At 35.4% G+C, this 21,843-nt stretch carries 24 protein-coding genes, 2 pseudogenes and 1 riboswitch; of the genes and pseudogenes, 9 read left to right on the top strand and 17 right to left on the bottom strand.

What is annotated here, in order from left to right; translation table 11 throughout:
• Nucleotides 1-269 precede the first annotated feature (269 nt).
• The 3 genes from BK574_RS20295 to BK574_RS27655 form a co-directional block, all read right to left on the bottom strand.
• Entirely contained in the window at nt 270-452 is a 183-nt protein-coding gene (locus BK574_RS20295) for an acyltransferase (protein ID WP_078429865.1), read from the bottom strand.
• A 388-nt stretch (nt 453-840) separates the two neighbouring features.
• Complete coding sequence (locus BK574_RS20290) at nt 841-1,293, bottom strand: VanZ family protein (RefSeq protein ID WP_078429864.1); 453 nt, start codon at nt 1,291-1,293, stop codon at nt 841-843.
• Between the two features lie 258 nt (nt 1,294-1,551).
• Nucleotides 1,552-1,713 (bottom strand): hypothetical protein, encoded by a 162-nt coding sequence (locus tag BK574_RS27655; protein ID WP_158211705.1) that lies wholly within the window; start codon nt 1,711-1,713, stop codon nt 1,552-1,554.
• Between the two features lie 240 nt (nt 1,714-1,953).
• Here BK574_RS27655 and BK574_RS28525 point away from each other — a divergent pair.
• A pseudogene (locus BK574_RS28525) lies at nt 1,954-2,059 on the top strand (transposase); the annotation flags it as partial.
• Between the two features lie 461 nt (nt 2,060-2,520).
• On the opposite strand, the gene BK574_RS20280 reads toward BK574_RS28525, so the two are convergent.
• From BK574_RS20280 to BK574_RS20265, 4 genes and pseudogenes are all read right to left on the bottom strand, one after another.
• Nucleotides 2,521-3,198 (bottom strand): hypothetical protein, encoded by a 678-nt coding sequence (locus tag BK574_RS20280; RefSeq protein WP_078429863.1) that lies wholly within the window; start codon nt 3,196-3,198, stop codon nt 2,521-2,523.
• Nucleotides 3,173-4,009, bottom strand: coding sequence for a hypothetical protein (locus BK574_RS20275; protein ID WP_078429862.1), 837 nt, complete (start codon nt 4,007-4,009; stop codon nt 3,173-3,175). Before BK574_RS20275 ends, BK574_RS20280 begins: the two co-directional genes overlap by 26 nt.
• 2 nt (nt 4,010-4,011) lie before the next feature.
• Nucleotides 4,012-5,670 (bottom strand): nitrilase-related carbon-nitrogen hydrolase, encoded by a 1,659-nt coding sequence (locus tag BK574_RS20270; RefSeq protein WP_078429861.1) that lies wholly within the window; start codon nt 5,668-5,670, stop codon nt 4,012-4,014.
• A gap of 498 nt (nt 5,671-6,168) precedes the next feature.
• Nucleotides 6,169-6,315 (bottom strand): annotated as a pseudogene (locus tag BK574_RS20265) (YvrJ family protein); the annotation flags it as partial.
• Between the two features lie 220 nt (nt 6,316-6,535).
• On the opposite strand from BK574_RS20265, the gene BK574_RS20260 reads away from it, so the two are divergent.
• Together BK574_RS20260 and BK574_RS20255 are read left to right on the top strand one after the other, a co-directional pair.
• Complete coding sequence (locus BK574_RS20260) at nt 6,536-6,829, top strand: transposase (RefSeq protein ID WP_078429859.1); 294 nt, start codon at nt 6,536-6,538, stop codon at nt 6,827-6,829.
• A complete protein-coding gene (locus tag BK574_RS20255; RefSeq protein WP_142248007.1) occupies nt 6,781-7,695 on the top strand; it encodes an IS3 family transposase in 915 nt (304 codons plus the stop codon). Before BK574_RS20260 ends, BK574_RS20255 begins: the two co-directional genes overlap by 49 nt.
• Nucleotides 7,696-7,915: 220 nt before the next feature.
• On the opposite strand, the gene wecB is transcribed toward BK574_RS20255, so the two are convergent.
• From wecB to BK574_RS20230, 5 genes are all read right to left on the bottom strand, one after another.
• Complete coding sequence (wecB, locus tag BK574_RS20250; protein WP_078430928.1) at nt 7,916-9,013, bottom strand: non-hydrolyzing UDP-N-acetylglucosamine 2-epimerase; 1,098 nt, start codon at nt 9,011-9,013, stop codon at nt 7,916-7,918.
• 253 nt (nt 9,014-9,266) lie between these two features.
• Entirely contained in the window at nt 9,267-9,746 is a 480-nt protein-coding gene (locus BK574_RS20245) for a hypothetical protein (RefSeq protein WP_078429857.1), read from the bottom strand.
• A gap of 318 nt (nt 9,747-10,064) precedes the next feature.
• Entirely contained in the window at nt 10,065-10,244 is a 180-nt protein-coding gene (locus BK574_RS20240; RefSeq protein WP_078429856.1) for a YvrJ family protein, read from the bottom strand.
• Nucleotides 10,245-10,315: 71 nt separating this feature from the next.
• A complete protein-coding gene (locus tag BK574_RS20235) occupies nt 10,316-10,531 on the bottom strand; it encodes a DUF2922 domain-containing protein (RefSeq protein WP_078429855.1) in 216 nt (71 codons plus the stop codon).
• 34 nt (nt 10,532-10,565) lie between these two features.
• Nucleotides 10,566-10,772 carry a DUF1659 domain-containing protein gene (locus BK574_RS20230; protein ID WP_078429854.1) on the bottom strand — a complete coding sequence of 69 codons (207 nt, stop codon included), beginning with the start codon at nt 10,770-10,772 and terminating at the stop codon, nt 10,566-10,568.
• Nucleotides 10,773-11,156: 384 nt separating this feature from the next.
• A riboswitch (cyclic di-GMP riboswitch) is annotated at nt 11,157-11,240 on the top strand.
• A gap of 75 nt (nt 11,241-11,315) precedes the next feature.
• Between BK574_RS20230 and BK574_RS20225 the strand changes: the two genes are divergently transcribed.
• Nucleotides 11,316-12,032, top strand: a complete 717-nt coding sequence (locus BK574_RS20225) for an EAL domain-containing protein (RefSeq protein WP_078430927.1) — start codon at nt 11,316-11,318, stop codon at nt 12,030-12,032.
• A 39-nt stretch (nt 12,033-12,071) separates the two neighbouring features.
• Nucleotides 12,072-12,608: a PilZ domain-containing protein gene (locus tag BK574_RS20220; protein WP_158211703.1), complete on the top strand. Its 537-nt coding sequence runs from the start codon at nt 12,072-12,074 to the stop codon at nt 12,606-12,608.
• Nucleotides 12,609-12,989: 381 nt separating this feature from the next.
• On the opposite strand, the gene BK574_RS20215 is transcribed toward BK574_RS20220, so the two are convergent.
• The 4 genes from BK574_RS20215 to BK574_RS20200 all read right to left on the bottom strand — a co-directional run bounded on the left by BK574_RS20215 (nt 12,990) and on the right by BK574_RS20200 (nt 15,628).
• The gene (locus BK574_RS20215) at nt 12,990-13,301 is read right to left on the bottom strand and encodes a nucleotidyltransferase family protein (protein ID WP_238458057.1); all 312 of its coding nucleotides are present in this window, start codon (nt 13,299-13,301) and stop codon (nt 12,990-12,992) included.
• Entirely contained in the window at nt 13,301-13,567 is a 267-nt protein-coding gene (locus tag BK574_RS28520) for an HI0074 family nucleotidyltransferase substrate-binding subunit (RefSeq protein ID WP_274379467.1), read from the bottom strand. The genes BK574_RS20215 and BK574_RS28520 overlap by 1 nt, the downstream gene beginning before the upstream one ends.
• A 202-nt stretch (nt 13,568-13,769) precedes the next feature.
• Nucleotides 13,770-14,861, bottom strand: coding sequence for a tetratricopeptide repeat protein (locus tag BK574_RS20205; RefSeq protein WP_078429852.1), 1,092 nt, complete (start codon nt 14,859-14,861; stop codon nt 13,770-13,772).
• A gap of 197 nt (nt 14,862-15,058) precedes the next feature.
• On the bottom strand, nt 15,059-15,628 hold the full coding sequence (locus BK574_RS20200) for a DUF4352 domain-containing protein (protein ID WP_075386896.1): 570 nt from the start codon (nt 15,626-15,628) through the stop codon (nt 15,059-15,061).
• A gap of 429 nt (nt 15,629-16,057) precedes the next feature.
• Here BK574_RS20200 and BK574_RS20195 point away from each other — a divergent pair, with 429 nt between their 5' ends.
• The 4 genes from BK574_RS20195 (at nt 16,058) to BK574_RS28915 (ending at nt 19,432) form a co-directional block, all read left to right on the top strand.
• Nucleotides 16,058-16,336, top strand: coding sequence for a hypothetical protein (locus BK574_RS20195; RefSeq protein ID WP_078429851.1), 279 nt, complete (start codon nt 16,058-16,060; stop codon nt 16,334-16,336).
• 1 nt (nt 16,337) lies between these two features.
• Entirely contained in the window at nt 16,338-16,556 is a 219-nt protein-coding gene (gene yidD, locus BK574_RS29290; protein WP_078429850.1) for a membrane protein insertion efficiency factor YidD, read from the top strand.
• Nucleotides 16,557-17,313: 757 nt separating this feature from the next.
• The gene (locus BK574_RS20185) at nt 17,314-19,152 is read left to right on the top strand and encodes a bifunctional diguanylate cyclase/phosphodiesterase (protein ID WP_078429849.1); all 1,839 of its coding nucleotides are present in this window, start codon (nt 17,314-17,316) and stop codon (nt 19,150-19,152) included.
• Nucleotides 19,153-19,309: 157 nt separating this feature from the next.
• Complete coding sequence (locus tag BK574_RS28915; RefSeq protein ID WP_274379179.1) at nt 19,310-19,432, top strand: hypothetical protein; 123 nt, start codon at nt 19,310-19,312, stop codon at nt 19,430-19,432.
• Between the two features lie 1,321 nt (nt 19,433-20,753).
• On the opposite strand, the gene BK574_RS20175 is transcribed toward BK574_RS28915, so the two are convergent.
• Nucleotides 20,754-21,647: an MORN repeat-containing protein gene (locus BK574_RS20175; protein ID WP_078429847.1), complete on the bottom strand. Its 894-nt coding sequence runs from the start codon at nt 21,645-21,647 to the stop codon at nt 20,754-20,756.
• Nucleotides 21,648-21,843 lie beyond the last annotated feature (196 nt).

The raw sequence follows: 21,843 nt of genomic DNA, 5'->3' as shown, positions 1-21,843 counted from the left end.
CGAAATATGTTGATTTATGTCTATTTTACCACAACTATAGACTTGTTTTCCTAAAATAATTAAGAGGGTAAAGTATGTTTTAAGTCCTGAGCTTGTCTTTCAATAAAAATAATCTTTTTTCCAGTCATTCCTTTTCAGAGCACATAAAAAAGCACACTACTAATTCGTAATGAGCTTTAATACCTATCTGTCTCCATAAGTGTTTGCCCTTTAAGTAACTTTTCTTTAATCGAAAAAAGTCTGAGTAGCAATTTCCTTTAACTCAATGACTACTCTTGATGGTCAAACTCAAATTTTTGGACAAACCCACATTGTGAACAAGCTTTTCCTATTTGTTGTTTGGAAATGGGATCAACATAATAAATTTCTTCGCTTCCACAAACTGTACAGTCAATAACATGAAATAGTTCTCTCTCACCTAGTACCGCATCTAGCAACAACTCGAAGGACATCTTATTCACCCCAGTAAACGTTTTCATTCACTTTACCAAAAATACGCGTGGAAGTAAGGCGAATTTTGTAGACAAACTAGGAATTTCTTACGACAATTTGGGACTTTTTTCAGAATGACCTTCGACATTGTTCGGGCTACTCGGTGATTGTAAGACCATTACAATCATCAACTGTCTATCCTGCTAGTGATAGATCCAACACAAAATTCACTGTTCTTGTGTTACCTTTTCTTTAGTTACCAGCTTGTTCAGATTTATTAGCAAAAAGTCTATTATTTATGTAACTATGGATGTAGATGTATACAAATCCTTTGATCGTTAAAAGATGACACTACTTCCTTAGTAGATAAATATAAAAAATACCCGCCAAGCATGTTTCACCATGAACTCAGCGAGTACTTCGTCTTCTCATTAGTTTCGCGATCAACCAATACATCCCAATCCCAACAATTGCCCCAGCGGTATCAATGAGAACATCTCTTACTTCACCTGACCTTCCAGGAACAAACAGCTGGTGCACTTCATCAGAAATTGCATAAAGGATACAAATGGATAAGGTCCACCCCATACTGCGGTAGCCAACTACACCACTTCTCCTTAACGCGTTCAGCGTTAACACTCCAAAAATCATGTAGGCAAAAAAGTGAGCATTTTTCCTGACAAGATGATTGAAAGTACCAAGATCAAAATCTGCATGAGGTATAACTTTTTCAACTGTTGTTACAATAACCTCTGTTATTCCTTCACTTAACTCGCTCGACACGGTTGCGGGTTGATGAGAGAGGTAGAAAATAAGCGCCATCCAGAGGATAACGGCTGTCCATGCAAGTATTTTATACATTTTTCTTAACTCCTAAGGAACTACTCCTTAAATTCTTCAAGTACTTATTCTATACTACCCACAGCTTATAATCTACCACTCTATCCATAGCAATCGTGTAAAGATAATAAATCTATAAAACGAAATAAACCCTCTGATCATAGAGTGCCATTACCTTACTACTTTTAATATGTATCCAGTATTCAATACATAGAGACAATACTCCCTCATAGATTATCCCTACTCTTTTTATCATAGAACTTTATACTTAATCGCCCTTCAACCTTTCAACACTTTGTTTTTTGATTTTTCTTTTAAGTATTGCTTAAACTCTTGTTTCGATACGTTTAAAAGTTCTGCCAACTCCACTAATTCGAGCCATTCTTCATTTAAATATTCCTCTTCTTCTTTACTCATTTCTATATTTTCTCGATGACCCATACGAACACCCCTCATTTTAAGAATTTCACTTTATTAAGCCATACAGCGTTCCACTAAGTTAGTAATAAAACTAAGTGGAATGAATAAGAAAAATTCGTCGTTTTCCGTTAGAATTACCTTCACGACGCTATACCTCGTTCAACGACAAATTAAACCACCATTTTATATAATTTTTTAGATCAGATTTTAACAGAAAAACTTTCGGCCGTAAAACACACTGTGGAACACAAGATTTTTCGGACTAACCATTTCCATTTACAATTACGCTCTCAAAAAGAGTCGATTTCTAAAGTGATGGCCCTTTTAAATAAACGGTATGCGAAACTATTATGATACAAAGTATCGTTGCTGAAGTTTGTGTTGTCGTCACAGTGACGCCTCATGAAGCAATAGAAGAGTAGCTCATAGGGGATTTTTGCACAAATCTTTTCTAACATATATAAGATTTCAACGAAATTATTGCGATCATGAAATAACAGCTCCCGACGGTTGCCTTGACAAACAATGTGATAAAACTGATCAGCAATAATCACTCACCTTCTACTACTCATACAGTGGGCCACCACCGACAGACAAAATACATCCCTCCCAAAGAGTATTTACACTAGGAATTTTTCAAAAAGTGATAAGTAATAAGATGAGGATAAACATGCGGATAATATAAGAAGAGAAAATCTGAAGCAAACTACGTTTTATTATAGAAAAACGTAAAAAGTACTGTCAAACAAAACGTGAACTTTGAATTTAGTTTCTTCCGACAAATTTCAGGGTATTTCGGGGCGTCACCGTGAATTGCGCCCCTGCTTTTTACCAGTCTATTTCAAGTTGATTGATTTTGCGATTTAGCTTTTTAAGGCTTAGAAAGAGAAAGAAACGTTCCATTGCCTCACGGTTAGCTTTAAGCGCTTCTATCATTATGTTCATTTTTTCGATAGACAGCTCAAGATCTTTGACCATGACTATCTCAATGTCTTCATAAGAGAGAGGTTCAACACAAAAACTACTCGCTAAATTCATGATCGTATAAAATGAATCAGTTGCATCTTCTGCATGTACTTCATAGGATAAGTGTTTCAGTAAAGATTTTATGCTTCGATAGTTTTTTTCGACAATTACCTCTCTTATGACCGTTTCTATCATCTCTTGAAAAGAAACATCATCTGTTTCTCTTAGAAACCTAGCTGAGAAATACCTTTTTAATCCTTCTTTTCCATTGCCAATTAGATCAGCAATTAAACGGACATCCTCAATTCCTTGTGTTAATAGACCTTCGGCAGTCTTTGTTTCATCAAATTGTCGTAAATTTTGATCGATAAAAGTGAAGATCTCTTTAAACTCAATCTCTATTTCTTTTTCAACTTCATAAGCTAAGAAAAAGTTAAGCACATCATCTGTTTTTAATGCTTCAATAAATTCTGCTTGTAAGGCAAAATCAAGATGATTAAACCAATTATTAAAATTACTGAAGGATTTCTTCGAAGTCACGACTTCCCTCCCCTTCCTTACCCAAAGCAGTGTAATGTCCTGCTTCATAATCCATTTTGTGTTGATTATTGACCTTACCTGCCGATGGCCATTTCTCTTTATTGGCTTTAGAATAGGAAAGTAGACTAGCAACTTCCTGAAGTGTCTCTTCTACCGACATATGCTGAGCTATAAATCCTTTATGACTTAAAGCACGTTCACGGGAAATAGGTTGTTTACGTACTGGTTTAGACAGCTTTTCTTTTTTCTGAGCGAGCATAGACTTTATTTGGTTGAGTTTCTGTTCAAATTCTTCAACCTTTTCTATCTTATTGACAATCTCTTCTCCTAATATAGTTAGGAAATACCAGCGATATTTTCCAACTTGATGGGCTGCAATCATATCAATTTGCCTTAGTTTACTTAAGACATTACTTGTGTATTGCTTGTTATCATTCAACTCGCTAATTTCGTTACGAATAGCTGTCGGGGTAACTTCCCTGTGATGGGCAATATATTTCAAGATTTTCTTATCTAAATCATTAAGTTCTTTCACTTTTTGGTCAAGGTCATATGGCTTTTTCATAATTGAAATTAATTCAATGAGCGTATGCGCTTTACCAATATTATAACTACGCATATCTTCAGGCTTCTGATTTGCAAATTGTCGTTCTAAACTACTTTTTACTTTGTTGGGAATAGCAAAATTACGCTCAAGTAGCGATTCAGCAACGTACTTCTCTAGACTATATAGATCATAGCTAACTTGCTCTGGATCATCATTTAAACGCTTCCGTAATGTCCTTATTTTTTCCATTACTTTATGTTCCATCTCTATCCCTCCTCAGCATCCCTTTTAGTACACAGATAGTACACCTTACTGTCTATTGTATGTAGTTTTACTTTTTTTAGCAATCTTTTCTTTCTCTCTTTTTTAGCACTGTTTTTTTGTGCGCCTTCAATCATCTCTTTTATTGTATAAACTTCCCCATCTTGATCACTTGTAAACGGCTCTTTAATCCCTGGAAAATAAGCAACAATTTTGTCGCTATTCTGAAAAGAACCCGTATTGTTACAGATAATAACTGTTGTTTGCGAACGCTCTCCTAACTCTTGCATTCTTCTCAAAAATTTCCCTGTTGAGGGACTTTGGGTTAATGTCATGACGAAAAGGATATTAACATGCCGCTCTGTGATAATTTCTTCAACATTAATGTTCAGCAAATCAACACAAATTAATATGGCGATTCTCCCTATTGGTGTTTCAATAATCTTAATTTCCCGCTTATCAAATGCGCTTTTTTCAATACCATGATTTTCTCGAAATGCTGCTAAACTTCCTTGATAACCTTTGTACTTAACAACTTTAAACTTATTCATTTTGCATACATGATAGAAGTCACTACCGTCACCTAGAGCAATCGATGATACATTATAAAACTTTTCAGCCTTGTGTTGTTCATGAGGAAAGATCAACGTTGTTTTTTCATGAAACGAACCTGAAATAAGTAAGGCTAGGTGCTCAGGTAATCCTTTGGCATCAATCTCTGTAAAATGATCTTCTATTTGTATTTTAATCTTAGTTTGTAATTCCCATGGCGCCGCCAGTTCGGGAAGAATAATGAAGTTTGGTTTTTTGGTTAAAACTTTTTCAATGTTCTTTTCTACATGATCATAATAATCTGCGTTTATAATTTCTTGAAAAACAAATGCTTTATTATAGTTCTCATCTTCACTGCTGACTTCCCATTTATAGTCTTCGAATGTGAGATTCCCTGGTAGGAAACCAACGGATATATCTTCAATCGTTTTTCCTTGAAGTAATTCAAACGGATAAATTCGTTGATGTTTTACTTCATAATATTGATATTTCGATTGAACAAGCTGAAAGTTTTTTACATTTGCAATTAGAGAAATGTAATTGGGATTAACAGGTGGATTAATTTCATTTTCTGAAAAGTATTCCGTAATAATAGAGGGTTTCTTCCGAATTAATATTCCTCGGACCGTTTTCAATTCCATTTCAAACCGAAACTGATCTAGATCATCTCCTATTCCAGCAAGGTGCTCATCTAATATATACAACCAACTAACTATCGTAAGTAATAATTCTTCAAGATTAGAAGATACCAGTAAAGATTTTTCAAATCGTTGTTTCGTTTCAACTGATAAATCCTTGTCATCATATGTATCGTACGGATACTCCCGTGTATGATGTTTCCATGCGTCCTTTATCTCTTGATGAATTTTTTGATACAATCCATCGTCATCCTGAATAATCGTCTCAAATTCTGCTAAGTTAATATTATCTAAATGAAAATAGAGATTAGCATAAAGGTCAAGTATGGTTTTGTGCTCAATTTTTTTGTTTTCACATGAACAACTATCAGCTTTACAGCGGATCTCACCTTTCGCAAAATTAATTAATTTACAGTCTGAACAATTGAGCTTACTTACAATACTACTAATTTTTTCTGAAGTACGTTCCGTCACTGATCTCCACCTCCTTCACTACTATTTTTTTAGCTCCCTATTCTAATAAGATCGCAACAAACAAACTCTTAAACCTGAACAATAAACAAGTTGATAAAATTAGTTTAATAGAAAAGTCAACCTCGTTTGGTAGATCACCTTAAAAAAATCTATACTTCATTTTATAAAAAGAAGCAAAAATTTACAATAAAGTGGAATTAATTAGACTATGCGTTTACCTCCCTCCTAATGTTTGTTAGCTGAGGTCCAAATGATGACCATAAATACGTTGCCAAGGGACAAGGGACGTGGCTTTTGTAATTTTTATTTAAATGTCAGGTTGCTAATCATACTTGAAGACACTCTGATTTGAGTTACAATCAAGTGAAATGAGAGTGTTGAGCGTTGAGGATTCAGTGGAGAGGAGTTACAAAAATTAATCATAAAATTTTATAAACAAATTTCGGGTCGTCACTGTGACAGAAAAGAACTTTTTCTAGTTATTACTTCGTTGCACTTTTATTTACTGTTTTTCTTTTGATCAGATCTTCCATAAAACTGAAGCAGCGCTAGGCTTTCTGGTAGTCGCTGGATCGATTGGTTGTCCATGTCTAACTTTTTCTCTACACGATGCAACAAGTATAGGGTCACGAACACAAGGAATCCAAACTCATTTAAAAAGCGTTAGCAATGCCTCCATCATAAAATCCTCCTTTCTTTCTTCATGAAAAAGGAGGAGGCAGAACCTCTTCCACTACTCTCTATCGCTCTATCGACAATTTTCACGATATTTCGGGGTGTCACACAGTGAATTGCGCCCCTCTTAGTTGACAGGTATAAATTCGGGAACTTTTGACTATCACTAGGGTAAAAGGAGCGAATTTGAATGTCTACTAATAAAACTAATAACAGGTATTCACCCGAACTAAAACTTGAGGCTGTTACAAGAGTCCTAGCCGGTGAAAGTGTTAAGACTGTTGCGAAAGACTATGATGTTAAAGATCCTGACTATATCTATATATGGATTGAAAAATATGAAACTTATGGCGAAGCAGGCTTAAATAGAAAAATTAGAACCTATCGCGGAATCGATAAAGATCAACAAATTAAAGAGCTGAAAATGGAGAATGAATTGCTAAAAAAGTACCTACAACTTCAAAGAAGGGAGGCAAAAGGTTAAAGTTCGAAGCTATATATTTATTAAGGTCAAAATACCCCATCTCAAAAATGTGTGAAAATTTGGGGGTTACTAGAGCTGGCTACTATAAATATGTGAAAACTAAAAGAAAAAAGAAAAAGGAATCTCCCAAAGATAAACAGTTAAAGGAATATATTGGTATAAGTTATCATGACCATGATAAAAACTATGGGTATAGAAAAATACACGCAGAACTACGAGATAAGTATAATATCGATGTAAGTGAGAAAGTAGTAAGAAGATTAATGCGAGAGTTAGGCTATAAAAGCCAAGCACGCAAAGAAAAAAGGAAATCTATTAGTGGGAAAAACACATTAGGCGCTGGTCATATTTATGAAAATCTCTTAAAAAGAGACTTCTCAACTACCAAATTAAGCGAAAAATGGGTGACTGACGTGACTGAATTTCCAATAGGTAATAAGAAATTATATTTATCTGCCGTAATGGATCTTCACGACAATTATATAGTAGGATATCAATTATCTGATGTAAATGACGTTCAGCTTGTAGAAGATTCACTTTTATATGCACTGGAAATTAGAGTAATTGATGAAAAACTAATCATTCATTCTGACCGTGGAATGCAATACCGATCTAATAGATGGAAAGAATTAATGGGAACTTATACGATTAATCCGAGCATGTCTAGGAAGGCTAATTGCATTGATAATGCATGTATTGAGAGCTTTTTCTCCTTTATAAAAGCAGAACGTAAAGTACTAAAAACAATAAAAGATTTAGAAGAAGCTAAAAAAATCATTCATGATTATACCCACTATTATAATCATAATCGAATCCAAGGAGTTTTAGATTATAGAACACCCGCTCAATATGTCAAAGCGAGTTAACCACAGGGCATACATGCCACATTTTCTCCTTCTCATCTTGACAACTTTCACCTCAGATAGGCGGAAGGCTGTCAAGTGCTTTCCTTGATGGGCTTCCGCCTATCTGAGACACTTCATGATGATGAGAAGAAAAAGGAACCAAGCCTTGTCAAACCTGGTCTCCTAAATAAAATCCGAATTTATATTGTCTACTTTTGGGATCGCAACGCACATTGACACCTTAACTACTCTCCAAAACATCGGCTATTCGCTTACTAGCTAAGCCATCACCGTAAGGATTACTTGCTTGGCTCATTTTTTCATATTCTACTGTATCTTCGAGCAATAACTTAAATGTATTATAAATAATTTCTTCGTCGGTCCCAACTAATTTCAAGGTTCCAGCGGCAATGCCTTCAGGACGCTCTGTTGTATCTCTCATCACTAGTACTGGTTTACCTAGACTAGGAGCTTCTTCCTGAATTCCGCCACTATCGGTTAGAATTAAATACGATCTAGAAAGGAAGTTATGAAAGTCCAATACTTCTAAAGGCTCTATAATTTTCACACGATCACAATTGCCTAATATTTCATTAGCTGCTTCTCTAACTACAGGGTTCATATGTATTGGATAGATCGCCTTAATGTCTTCACGCTCATCAACAATCCGCTTGATCGCTCGGAACATATTTTTCATTGGTTCACCTAAGTTTTCTCTACGATGAGCCGTAATCATAATTAGTTTACTATCTCCTACCCACTCTAAATGATCGTTTGTATAATCATCACGAACGGTCGTTTTCAGAGCATCAATCGCTGTATTGCCTGTAACATAGATCGTTTCTATGTTCTTCCCTTCTTTCACTAAGTTCTCCTTTGACATTTCCGTAGGAGCAAAGTGATATTGAGCTAAGACACCAACTGCTTGACGATTGAATTCTTCTGGATACGGGGAATAAATATTGTATGTTCTTAAGCCAGCTTCAACATGACCTACAGGAATTTGTAAATAAAAACAAGCTAAAGCTGTTACAAATGTAGTTGATGTGTCGCCATGGACTAATACTACATCTGGTTTCACTTCTTCTAGAATACTTTTCATTTTCTCTAAAATATTTATCGTCACATCAAATAATGTCTGTTTTGCCTTCATAATCGATAAGTCGTAATCAGGCACCACATGAAAAGCACTTAATACCTGATCTAACATTTCTCGATGTTGACCTGTAACACAAACAACCGTTTCCAGCTTGTCCCGTGTTTTAAGTTCTTTAACTAATGGACACATTTTTATCGCTTCAGGCCTAGTTCCAAAAACAACCATTACTTTTTTCTTCATTTTCATCTACTCACTTTACTATATATTTTCTGCCCAATCGAAAGGATGTAGAATTTATGTATTAAACACTTCTTAATGTACATCCCAATATTTCCTTTTATATTATCACAAAATCTATAAGGTCATTCTGAACAATCTTTAATCATTAAATTCACGGAAAGAGACCCAGTGAAAATTATTTGAACCAACGAGTTAAATTGTAGCATCTTTTGATCATAAATTAAATAACCCACTCCTAAGAGTGGGCATCCTATTATTCTTCATTTTCAGTCTCTTCCCATTCAATCTCTACTCCCCACTGACGGGCTAGACTGTTTAAGTTCGACTCGTACTTCTCGTAGAAAGTATCTGATTCGACATAAAGTGCCTCCGCTTCAGCACCTTCTAACCAAGCTTGATCCGCTTGAAGACGTAACTCCAATGCTTGTACATGCAAATTATGAACTTCTTTTAGCTTGTCATTTTCGATGCTATCTCCATACTGCTTAGCCTCAGCTATAATACTATCTAATGAAGGCAGGAGTACCTTTTCAGTAAAAGTCACTAATTCCTCTTCTGTATCAATCAATTCTTCTTCATAAAGTAATAGATTATAATTATCTGTTAAGTGATTCGTTTCCTCAATATACGTTAACATTAAATCTGTATTGCCTGAGGCATTTTGAAAAAAGTAATATCCACTAATACCTAGAAACACCACAGTAATGATTGCACTAATCATTTTTTTATTCACTTTTCTAATTTCCCTTCTTATTTAACTGTGTCGCGACTAGATAATTATAATCCCATTCTTTTGAAATGTAATAGTTCTTTAAGACTATTTATTTATACCTGAACATTTATTTTTTCGACGCGGTGCAGCAAGTAGAGAGTCACGAACACTTACGCAACCACTGAATGAAGATGGATCACAGCATTTTTATTTTCAACTTGACCTTATTTATTTTCAACTTTTCATGATTTAAAGATTTCTCGACATAGAAGATCAAATTTTGACAGACTTGTAACGACGAGAACCACCTAGCACCTACGCTAGATGGTTCACTCATCCTCACATACTACTTCTCTTCTGCTCCGTTCCTCCATAATATTGAAGTGTTGCTAAGCTTTCGGGTAGTCGCTCGATCGATTGGTTGACTATGTCTAACTTTTTTTCGACGCGATGCAACAAGTAAAGAGTCACCATCACAGGAAAGCCAAACTCACTTAAAAGCGGTAGCCACGTTTCCATCATCAAAATCTCCCTTCATCATTTAAAAAAGGAAGAGGCCTAACTTCGCCTCTTCCTTTCCCTGCTAATAATTAAAATTCAATCATTTCCACTGTTCGGTCAACAACACGCGCACTCTTTTTCGCTACTAAGTTTCCACCAGCTGATGTAAACGCATTTTCTGCAATGATCGCATCCATAGCGGCACCAACCGCAGTCGGATCAACTGGATATACCGGGTTGTCGAGTGAAAGTGTCACCGTTTTCGCTTGCTCATTTTCAAATACAAGTTCTAGTCGTTTCGTCATCCTAAACTCTCCTTTCTATCATCATTTCATAAAGTTAAGCCTCAAGATTATACGTATTGCTGCGTTCCATCTTATAAGGTGTCCAACCTTGAAGCGGTGTTAACGCATCAGCGACAGCTTTTAACTGCTCGTTCGTTGCCCCCATTTTAATGTTGTTAAAGCTCTTCGTTTTCAAGATCGGCTCACCGATTTGATTGATCCCTGTTTCGAATACAATCACTAAGCGAGAATTAGTAAGCATGTTCTCACCCCCTTTCACCATGTATATATGGGAAAAGGGACAAAAACAACAATGTACCTAAAAATAATTTTTTAGGTACATTGCTAAAAAAATCATAAATTTGTAATTATCAAAAGGGTTCATAAAGGAGGAAAAGGAAGTGAAAAAGTGGCTTCCTGTAATTTGATATAGTCTAATCTCCAACGAAAGTCCAGGTTCTCATCGCATATATCGGGAAAACATTAAAGGATTATGTTCGACAAATCTCGGGGTCTCACTGTGGCAGCTTAGAACTAATTGCACAAAAAATTATCAAAATTTGTATTATACTGGTTGGAAAGTTCTTTTATTTCATTTATAATGTGGTTAAAGTATTAAACATAAATACATGTATTAATAATAGTTTTAAGATAAAGGCAAACTTATTGAAAAATAAGGACGCAAAGCCACAGGTCTAAGGTACTATACTATGACGGCTGGGTTACCGAAAGAACTGGTAAAGATGGATACCTATTTTTCGGGTTCCATCTTTTTTATTTACATAAAAAAGGGGGATACGTACTCGTGTTAATTAACAATTTAATACGTGAGGAGAATTTCTATCATCATTTTCAACCCATTTATGACTTGAACAATTGGCGCATACTGGGATTTGAAGTTTTATTAAGATCTAAGCTATTTCCTAATCCTGAAGCTACGTTTATTGAGGCTAGAAAAGAGAAAAAGCTTTATGAATTGGATTCGGGGTCCATTCATAAAGCGATTTCCACCTACCGTTCAGCAGGCTTAACGAAAAGTAAAGGAAAATTGTTTTTAAATATCTTTCCATCGACACTTTTACATCCAAATTTCCCAACTTTTCTTAATAAAATTATCGCTGAAGATGTCCTTCTTAGTCAACAAATTGTTTTAGAACTTTCAGAATCTGAGATTAATAACAAAATGGACGAACTGAAGCAAAAAATAGCTGTTTTAAAGAATTTTGGTTTTTTGATTGCTATCGATGATACAGGAAAGGGATATTCTAATGCCCAAAGCATCGTCGAGTTAGATCCAGATTTTCTGAAGTTAGATCGCTACTTTTCAAAAGATTTACACCTTTCAAAGAAAAAACAGTCCTATATTCAACTATTGAATAATTATTCTGTACAAAACGATTGTTCAGTGATTTTAGAAGGTATTGAAACTCCTTCCGAATTAGCTGTAGCTAAAACATTAGATATCCAGTATGGTCAAGGCTTCATATTAGGAAAGCCTTCATTACTAGAACAGATTATATGAGGTACAGCTATGATATATCTTGATTTGGAGCTAATTATAATGCTGCTGTTAATAGTATTATTTATAGCTACTCTATCCATCTTATTTGTACAGAATAAAAAAATTGAAATGAACAGAGTAACCCCCATGAACGTCGACAACAACAACTTGATTAATGATCAAAGAAAAACAGCGTCATACCAGGTGAACCTAAACCTCAATCGTCGAAAACATTTTAGAGTTACCCTTACAGAAGATTGTGTAAGTGAATTTTTATATTTTGAAAATAAAAAACTTGAACAATTAAAACATAAAAAGTTTACTGGGAAAATACAAGATATCAGTGTTAGTGGACTGAAATTTACATGTCCATATAATTTACCCGTCAAACAAAAAATTGTTTTCAATATTACTTTCTCTATCAAAAACATTCCTTTTACATTAAAAGCACAATTCATACGTAAAGAGGAATATTTACAAAAAGACACATTCATCTACGGTGTTCAATTTATTGATATTAGTAAAGATGAACAGAAGCATCTGAATCTATTACTTAATAAAATTGAATTACAAAGAAGACAGAAAATGGTGCTTTAAATTCGCTAATGTTAGTCAGAGAAACTCATACGAAGTAACCATCCTATCCACTCCCAAATTAGTGGAGGTGGTTACTTATTTTTTTGGAGTAGAAAAATTTCAAAAAGTCTACAATTGCTAGAAATCCTTATTTAATATTACCCACATCTTCATGATCGTTTAATTAAGAGTTAAAGAGGGTTTATTTTTAACTTTGGCGCAGATTTTTCCAACTTGGTCTGGTATATTTTTCAATTCCTCTAGTTTCTTTCTGTTTCTACATCTAGAGATTAGAGATTAATCCCTTTTATTCTTCTTCCAATTGATTATACCTTTCCCTTCCTTAATCAAAAAAGAGCCTGCCCTCACTTTATCAATGATAGAACAAGCCCTATTATTCTCTTACGAATTTCGTCGGTAAAATTCAATTCCTACAGTATCTATATGTTCCTTAAGTTTTTGATTGTTTAAGGCTGAGTAGTGTAGAATATCAAAAAAATAAGGAAGTGGGTATACTTCATTCAGCAATTCACTTAATTCATCTATCGTTCTATCCGTTATTTCTTGTCCTAATAATGCTATATCAACATCTGATCCACTTTTGTAGTTACCTAAAGCGCGGCTTCCAAAAATTTTAGCTTGGTCGATTTCAGTAAATTTACATAATCCTTTAATGATATAATTAATGTCCCTTTCTAACAATCCAAACATCATTATCGTTCCTCTGACAGTTTTTCGTACATTTTCTTAAAGACAGGTAAGAATTTCTCAGTGATTTCACTGACAAACTTTCTGGCTAATTCTTCATCATAAGTATGAGTAGTTAAATTACGTTTGGCTAGGGCATCCATCCATACATGCCCTTCTTCAATTAAGCCAATTTGAAAGGCCTGTTTAATTGTTTCTATAGGACTTTTCACGAGAAATCCTTCTGCCTCAAGGTAATCCTTCAACACTTTCCATGCTAGTTCAAAAGTAATTTCAAAAAATTAGATAATACCAGCTCTCTCTAAGTCTGTTTTAAGCTCCTATTGAGAAAACTTATTTAATAGTGTATAGGTTTTTTCGAAGTTCTCAAATCTTTGTTTCCAGCGTATTTCTTTTAATGGTTCCATTCAGGACATTCCTCCCCTGATAAACATAATCCTATATTGCTTATTCTCCACCATTAATTATTCCCTTTCATTTACGAGTTAACCATTCAATGATCTCCTCAGCCTCATGCCATAGGTGTAAATGTTGATCTGCATAAATGATTGCCTCATTCTCATCACCTAGACTATAGGCATTAGGAATAGCGGTAGGTAACCGTTTCTTCATAGATAAATAGTCGATCACATAGGGGTTACTTTCTTTTGCGTTATTTAGTAATTGCTTTGCTCTTTTGGTCGGACCATTTTGTAAATACTCGATCAACGCACGATTATAAGTAGCACTCGCCGATAACGTATCTTTATATTCTTCGAGTAAGCCTTTCGCTTCTTCATACATTTTCTCTTCTACATATGTAACAAATAACTCAAAACGAACACCTTGATTATCATTTGGATTTAGTTCGAGTAATTCTTTGAAATGTTTAATCGCTTTTTCCCCACGACCAGTATCTAGTAAATAGCAAGCATAATTCAACTTTATTCGCATATATGGACGAGTTTCAACTAGACCCCAAAAGTGTCCTTTATTTTCATTGAAATACGCTTTTCCTAACTCTTTCTCCCCAGCTTTCATTCCCTCGAAAAAGAGTTCTTCTGGATCATCTTCATACATAGCTAAAATATTGTACGCATCAGGACTATTTGGATATAACTTCAACGTCTGCTCTGCAAGCCTTTTTCGCTTCATTCCCTTTGCTTCATAGGCTTCGTAGATTAAGTCTTGTGCTTTATCTTTGTTGGAGAGATTGCTATTAGGTCGGGTGCTGCCACCGTCCAAATATTCCGTTAAAAATGCGTTCACTTCTTCTATTGAATCCAAGTCCTTATCCTGTATTAGTTGAGTGACTTTAGCCATCTCACGTTCTAATGACATTTTGGAACTTAAGAAATCATCTTCAAAGATCCCCCCTTGCTCGAACATCTCGTCTTCATCAACTAGATCTTCTCTATCAAAATCGAGAAGATTTTGTTGTAATTCCATAATATCTTCCCAAAGTACATTCTCTAATTCTTTATACTTTGTCGAAACACTGCTGCTAGAAATCTTAAATTCCTCTGCTAACTCGGTTTGTGTGAGCATATTTCCAAACGGCACTAACTTATCTAGTAAATAAATCATCCCCGCTACATACAGAACTGGTTTTTGAATTCTTGGATTTTTTCTATCACAAAACTTTTTCCATAAAACAAGTCCAAGACAAGAAGAGGCTGGGACAAAAGTATATTAGTTCGGATTTTTGTATTTATTGGCTTCTTTATCCCGCGATTATTCGCCTTTAGAGTGGAGCTTTTTAGTTATGTCCCAGCCTCTTTTTGTTACGGTTCAACTACCCAAATGGCTTGTCCATTCGTAAAAGGCTCTTCAAAAACCACTTCATAATATGAACTTTCTGGTACATCAAACGCCACTTCTCCACGCATTGTTCTTCCAGGTCCAATCTCACCGTCCATGCTACCTTTTGCATCTGTATAGATAGTTATAGAATGTTTAAAATGCTCTTCATCATATATAGCGAAATTCATCATGGATGAAATATTATAACTTTCATCAGATGTATTTTCTACGGTAAAGTCAGCTAGTAGAAAAGTTGCTTCATTAGGTGTCTCCCAATCGCTTCCTTGACTATATGCAACATCGTTTAAAGTAATAACAATATCATTGAAATTAACACTATCTCCAATCGATAAATTCTCTTCCGTTTCTCCTTCACCCTCTGGCTCTTCTTCTGCTTCATCCAATTCTTCTTGAAGCTCTTCAGCAGCATTTTCTTGTTCTTCTTGCTCCTGTTCTTTTTCTTGTTCTACAGGACTCACTTCCGCTTCACCACATGCATTCAGTGAAATAAATAACAAAAATATAAGTAATATTTTAGCCATTACCTTCATCAGTTTACCTCCTCGTATATTAACCGCAAGAAAATTGGTACGATTGGTGTATTCGCTACTACGCACCAATCAATTGTATACACCACCTGAAAGGAGAGGATAAGTCTTTTTTATTCAACATCCTTTCGATGCCCAGCTTCGCATAATATAAGGTGAAAATTATGAATTATGTGAGGTTTATTTGGTTTATCCTTTTTTAGTCGTTTTTTCTTTTGACCTCTTTTAATTTCCATTTTTTTACTTTTTATTGTTTGACATATTACCACTGGGCTTCATTAATTCTTCATTCCTTCTATTAATTTGGATAATTTGCTTTTAAAATTCACATCCCACTATTGTACTTTCTGTAAAAAGATGAAAATTTTTACTAGTATACTGAAAAAAATTAATTGAACAATAACCTAAATGGTATTTTAGAGGGTGAAGTTGATGACTAAAAAAATAAAGGAAACAAAGTGTACCTGTAAAGCTTGTGGGAATGTATGGTATTACGGCAAAGAAGATGTCACGAAAAACTTCGGTGAAAAGTTGCAAAACTTAGGAAACGAAATGAGTAATACAGGGAAAAACATGATGTGCTGTACAGGGTGCTTACCAGCGTTGTTCATTCCAGAAAAAAACTTGAAGGAAGTGCAGGATTTGGATAAGTGTCCTAAATGCAGTTCAAAAGCTATTAACAAAGAAGAGATCGTTCACGAGGTAGATTAAAATGATAAAAAGTTTGATTATCACATCAATTAAAGTTTACCAAAAATGGATTTCACCACGAAAAAGCTTTAAAATGAAATGTCGATTTTATCCAACATGTTCTCAATATGCTATTCTTTCGATCCAAAAATACGGAGTAATTAAAGGATTTGTAAAAATGAAAAACCGATTGAAACGTTGTAGACCTGATAATTTCGATAGTTGTATTGACTATCCTTAACAAAGAATGCGAGTCATAATCTTAAGTTATGACTCGCATTCTTAAAAGTAAATTTCGGTCCACTTCCATAATGATACGATTAATATTTTCCATATACTCTCCCACTTCTTCAACCTTGTTCCGATAGAGTTAAGCCTACGTAAAATGAGATTTGGCGAATTTCCGTTAAATAGGCTTCTTCCCGTCTATTTCCTCCTCTTTAGCTACTCCATCTCCTTCATCAACCATAACTTTTTGTTCGACTTCCTCTTCATCCATCATAGCCTCGTCTTCGTTCGTTGGTTCGATGATAGAGTTATATCTAAAGTGTTCAACAAGTATGGGACTTTCATTAGTTCCATACTCAGACTGACGGTTAACAATAGGCGGAAAATTAAATAAACTAGCTTCTAATATTGCCCTTGGGAGAGATACAGCAGGTGTTCATTGGCGTTCTGACGGGATAGAGGGTATCAAACTCGCTTAATCAGTAGCCATAGAGGTCCTTCGTGACTTCAGAAAAACCTATAATGAACACTTTGATGGATTTACGTTAACAAAGTATGACGGTACCAAAATAACCATCGATTAAAGAGCGGGGTCTGACCCAACAGTGAAACTCTCATCTTGGAAAATAATCTCATACAACTTGGACACAATAAATAAAACTGGTGAAATAGTTCAATTACCAAGGGATATGTAAGCTGATTTCCTTTGAAGGTCACTTTTTTATGTTTAAGGAGAAAATTATGTTGAAATATACGGGGAGAATATCAATTTGTTTAATCACTATTGCTGTTACGATCATTATCTTAATTTACCGTCATGTGGAAAACAGTGTAGCCTTGTCGTATTTCGTAATTCCATGTTCATTATTTTACTTCTACCTGTAGTCAGGTGGTTAGGTAAGCAGTATGATAAGGCAAAATTCTTGAATGAAGAATTGCAACAAAGTAAAGCTGAATTCGAGAGTCTTTTTCGGAACAATCACATATTTTTTTGGTCTAATGATGTTATTCATAAACAATTAAAAGTATCAAAAGGAATTGAAAAAATCTATGGGTATACTCAGAGGGATTTTGAGAAAAATTACGAGCTTTGGCTTGAGGTCTGCCATCCCGAGGATAAAGATAAAGTCGATCATTACTTTCAAGCATTGTTATCAGGTACACCTTATAGATGTGAGTGGAGGATTTTTCACAAAGACGGGGCAATCAAGTGGATTGAATCCTTTGGTAATCCTGTCTTTGATCCTGCTGGAAATGTCGTAAAATTAAACGGTGTGACGTATGACAATACAGAACGAAAACAATTAGAAGAAAAACTTCAATACATGGCATACCATGATGTTTTAACAGGGTTGCCGAACCGTGACAGGTTAAATGATTATCTTCATGAAACCTTGTCTCAGCATAAGACAAATCAGCAAAGTCTAGCCGTTCTGTTTATTGATATTGACAGGTTTAAATTCATTAATAATGCGTTGGGCCACATGATTGGAGATACTTTCTTACAACAGGTGAGTCAACGGTTTGTTCAATGTGTACGTGAAAGCGATGTCGTTTCACGGTTTGGCGGTGATGAATTCATTGTCGTACTTGAAAATTCAGATCAAGCCCAAGCGAAAGCGATTGCCGAACGAATCATAATTGACTTTTATACTCCGTTTATATTAGACGCCCACGAATTTTTCACTTCGGCCAGTATCGGGATCAGCTTATATCCAAATGACGGTTTGGATCCGGAAACACTGATTAAACAGGCCGACACCGCTATGTATTTAGCTAAAAAAAGCGGGAAAAACACCTACCAGTTCTATATTCAAGAAGATAAAAACATTTTGGACAGAAAAGCCATAATAGAGCGTTCGTTAAAACGTGGTCTGATGAACGATGAATTTTATTTGCATTATCAACCAAAGGTATGGTTGATAACAGAAGAAATTTACGGGGTTGAAGCGTTAATTCGTTGGCAGCACCCAGAATTAGGCATCGTCTCTCCCACCGAATTTATTCCAATCGCTGAAGAAACAGGAGTGATTGTTCCACTTGGAAAATGGGTGCTTAAACAGGCGTGCAAACAAAATAAAAAGTGGCAGCAAACTTTTGATATTCGAATTATGGTAGCCGTCAATGTGTCTGTCAGCCAATTTCAAGATCAATATTTTATAGATTCCGTTAAAGAAGTTCTAGAAGAAAGTAAGTTATCGCCTGAATATTTAGGACTCGAAATAACGGAGAGTGTTATGCAAAATCCTAAGCAATCGGCCGCGATTTTTCAAGAATTGAAAAACCTCGGTATCAAAATTTCGATTGATGATTTTGGAACAGGGTACTCTTCTTTTAGTATTTTAGGAAATTTACCGATTGACTTAGTGAAGCTGGACAAATCATTTGTAAGCGAGGTTACATCCAATTCCTGTACAGCCGCGTTGGTCAAAACCATGATCGAAATGGGAAAAACGCTGGACTTTGATTTAATAGCGGAAGGAATTGAACATGAAAAACAGGCCGAATTTTTAATTGAAAACGGATGTAAATATGGACAAGGTTATTACTACAGCCCCCCTCTGCCTGCATCTGAGGCAGGGGAATTGCTAAAGAAAGCGTTTTTGTAGATAGGTTGTAAAATATTTGCCGAAGCACCACCTACCGTGGAACATCGTGTGAAACAAGATTTTTCGGGGTATCACTGTGACACCCCGATGAATTAAAACCACTTTTTGGGTAAGCATATAACCGTAACAGATTAATAAGAATTGGGAGGAAATAAAAATGAAAAAAGCACTTGAACAAGCTGTTGAACATGCTAACGAAACAAACCCCTCTTCTCGTTCTGGAGGCAAACCAAATGCATCAAAAAAGGACAAAATGAAAAAATCAAACAAACATGACTAAATAACACTTCTCTCGAACATAACCCATTCATGGTACACGTGTTACCAAAGAACTAAAAAAAACCAGGGCAGGTAAAGTTAGCTTTCATATTCCTTTGCCTTCCCTTCCTTTCAGATTTGGGAGCAGTTCACAGAACCCGCCCGTAAGTATACCCCTCTGAAGGTGTTTTCTACCCTGTTGTAAAAGATAGAATGAACAAATATGAGGTTTATACTGAAAAATGATGAAGAAATGAGGATGAAATAAAGAAGAGAAATGCTTAATAGAACTAGAAAGTGAATTATTCGATGATATCAAACACTAACCTTCAAACTCCCCGTTACCGAGTAAGAAGCAACAACTAAAAAAGCCATTATAATGGTACACACCTACTCACAACACAATGGCTTTTTTTCAGTAGTAGAGACAACACCCTCTATCCTGCGTATTAGTAACAAAAATGTCCGCAGAAACCAAAACACACGACAATGCAGTAAAATAGACGTCGAGTAACCCGCACCTTATAAGATGCGTGCTTACATAAACTATGAATAGAATTTGTCCTTTGAATTGTTCGTCAATTCCAAATTCCTCCATATCCACTACTTCGACAAATTTCCGGTCGACACAGGGCATTTCGCCTATATAATTCGGGGTGTCACAGTGATGGATTCCCTGTGGATATCTATACATTAGTACCAATAATCCTTTCGTCCCCTGTGTGTAACTCGTAAAAGGTGGATAACCCTCTGTATAAATAGAAGGTTATCCACCTTTTTGGTGATAACATGTTTTTTCTAGGATCTAATCTACAATCAGCTGACCAGGGCCTGATTTGAACCTTTTTTACGTTTTGGTGGGCTCATAATTCTCATAGAATAAAGAATGGCCGAGTGCGGTAAACACTCAGCCAATGCAACGACATGCCGCATGAAGAGCGGCTGACCTGAAATTTCAAATAATATACTTAGAAAAAGTAACTACCTTACTCTTTGGTCAGATCGGTGGGTAGTTACTTTTTCTTTTTGTTGGAGACAAGTGCAATAATAGTTCTTATTATTTCAACTCAAAAACAAAAAACTCTATCTAGAATTTAATCTAGTATAGAGTTTTTACATCTAATCTTTTATTTTCACTTTACCCCTGTAAGAACCGTCCCCTTGCTTCCCTAATCCCTGTCCAACGGAATAAACACGACGACATAAATGCTTTTCAGCACTGCCCATGCAATAATAAACGGCAACTTGATTAGCCACCAGCACACTTTTAGGAAAAACAATAGAATTTTAAAAGGTAATAAAAGTAATGATTTTATAAATTGCATCAACTCACTCCTATTGATTTATTCTTCAACCAGTCGATCATTTTCCCACTGCCCTTCTTCAATTGAACCATCTTTATTCGTTAACGTCCCATAGCCATGTCGTTTAAAACCTTCGACTTCGCAAACATACCGTTCTCCATTCGTTAGTATGAATTCTCCTTCACCAGAAGGCTGCCCTTCCTTCCATTGACCAGAGTAGATATTACCGTTTCTATCGGTGAACTCACCAGCGCCATGTCGTTTACCGTTTTTCCAGTCCCCTTCGTATTTACTCGTCATCCATAAAACTTGAGTGCTTTCTACACCATAACCTTCTTTTTGATCGTCTTTCCATTCCCCATCATAAAAGCCTTGGAGCAGAGAACCTAATTTAAAACTCTCAGTACCCGTTCCGTCTCTCAAATCGTTTTTCCATTCGCCTGTATAACTCTCAAAAGAATTTGCTAGTACGCCTTGCCCGTGTTTTTCTCCATTTACTCTTTCTCCTACATAGCTAGCCATTGATATCGGAGAATTACTTTCCTCTACGCGATCCATAACGAGGCCAGCAAAAACAAATAGAATAATAGAAACAACAAAGGATAAACCATGAATTTTAATAACCGCCCAGCGCGTTTTTTTTAGCGCCTTTCTTAGCACCAGTGAAGGTGAAACTAATCCTAACAGCAAAAATAAGAAAAATATAAGAGACGTACATAAGGAGACCGCCAAAATAAAAATACTCCAATGTATTCCAAACGTTATCGTAGCGAGTAATAGTAAGATAAACGTCGATCCAACCAAAAGTAATACTCGTAATCTTGGGTATTTGCTTGTACCAACAGATTGTCTGAAAATAAGTTTCGGCTTAATCTGACCGACGATAAGAAGGATTAAAGTAAGAATAGTAAGAACAAATAGGATAGAAATCATTCAGTCTCTTCCTTTCTAACGAGATTTTTAATAGTCCGACATAAATCATTTAAAACTGACTATCATACAAGACCTGTGTTATAGGTATTAAGGACCACAACCACAAAGCCTACACTACCATAAATCTATAAAACTAACAAATATTTACATAATACTGTAATAAACTTTAATTTTTGTCTTTTTTAGACATATTTAT

Origin of the sequence: Alkalihalobacterium alkalinitrilicum, from assembly GCF_002019605.1 — a bacterium.
Taxonomy (GTDB): domain Bacteria; phylum Bacillota; class Bacilli; order Bacillales; family Bacillaceae_F; genus Alkalihalobacterium; species Alkalihalobacterium alkalinitrilicum.
This window is presented reverse-complemented; position numbering and strand designations above follow the sequence as displayed.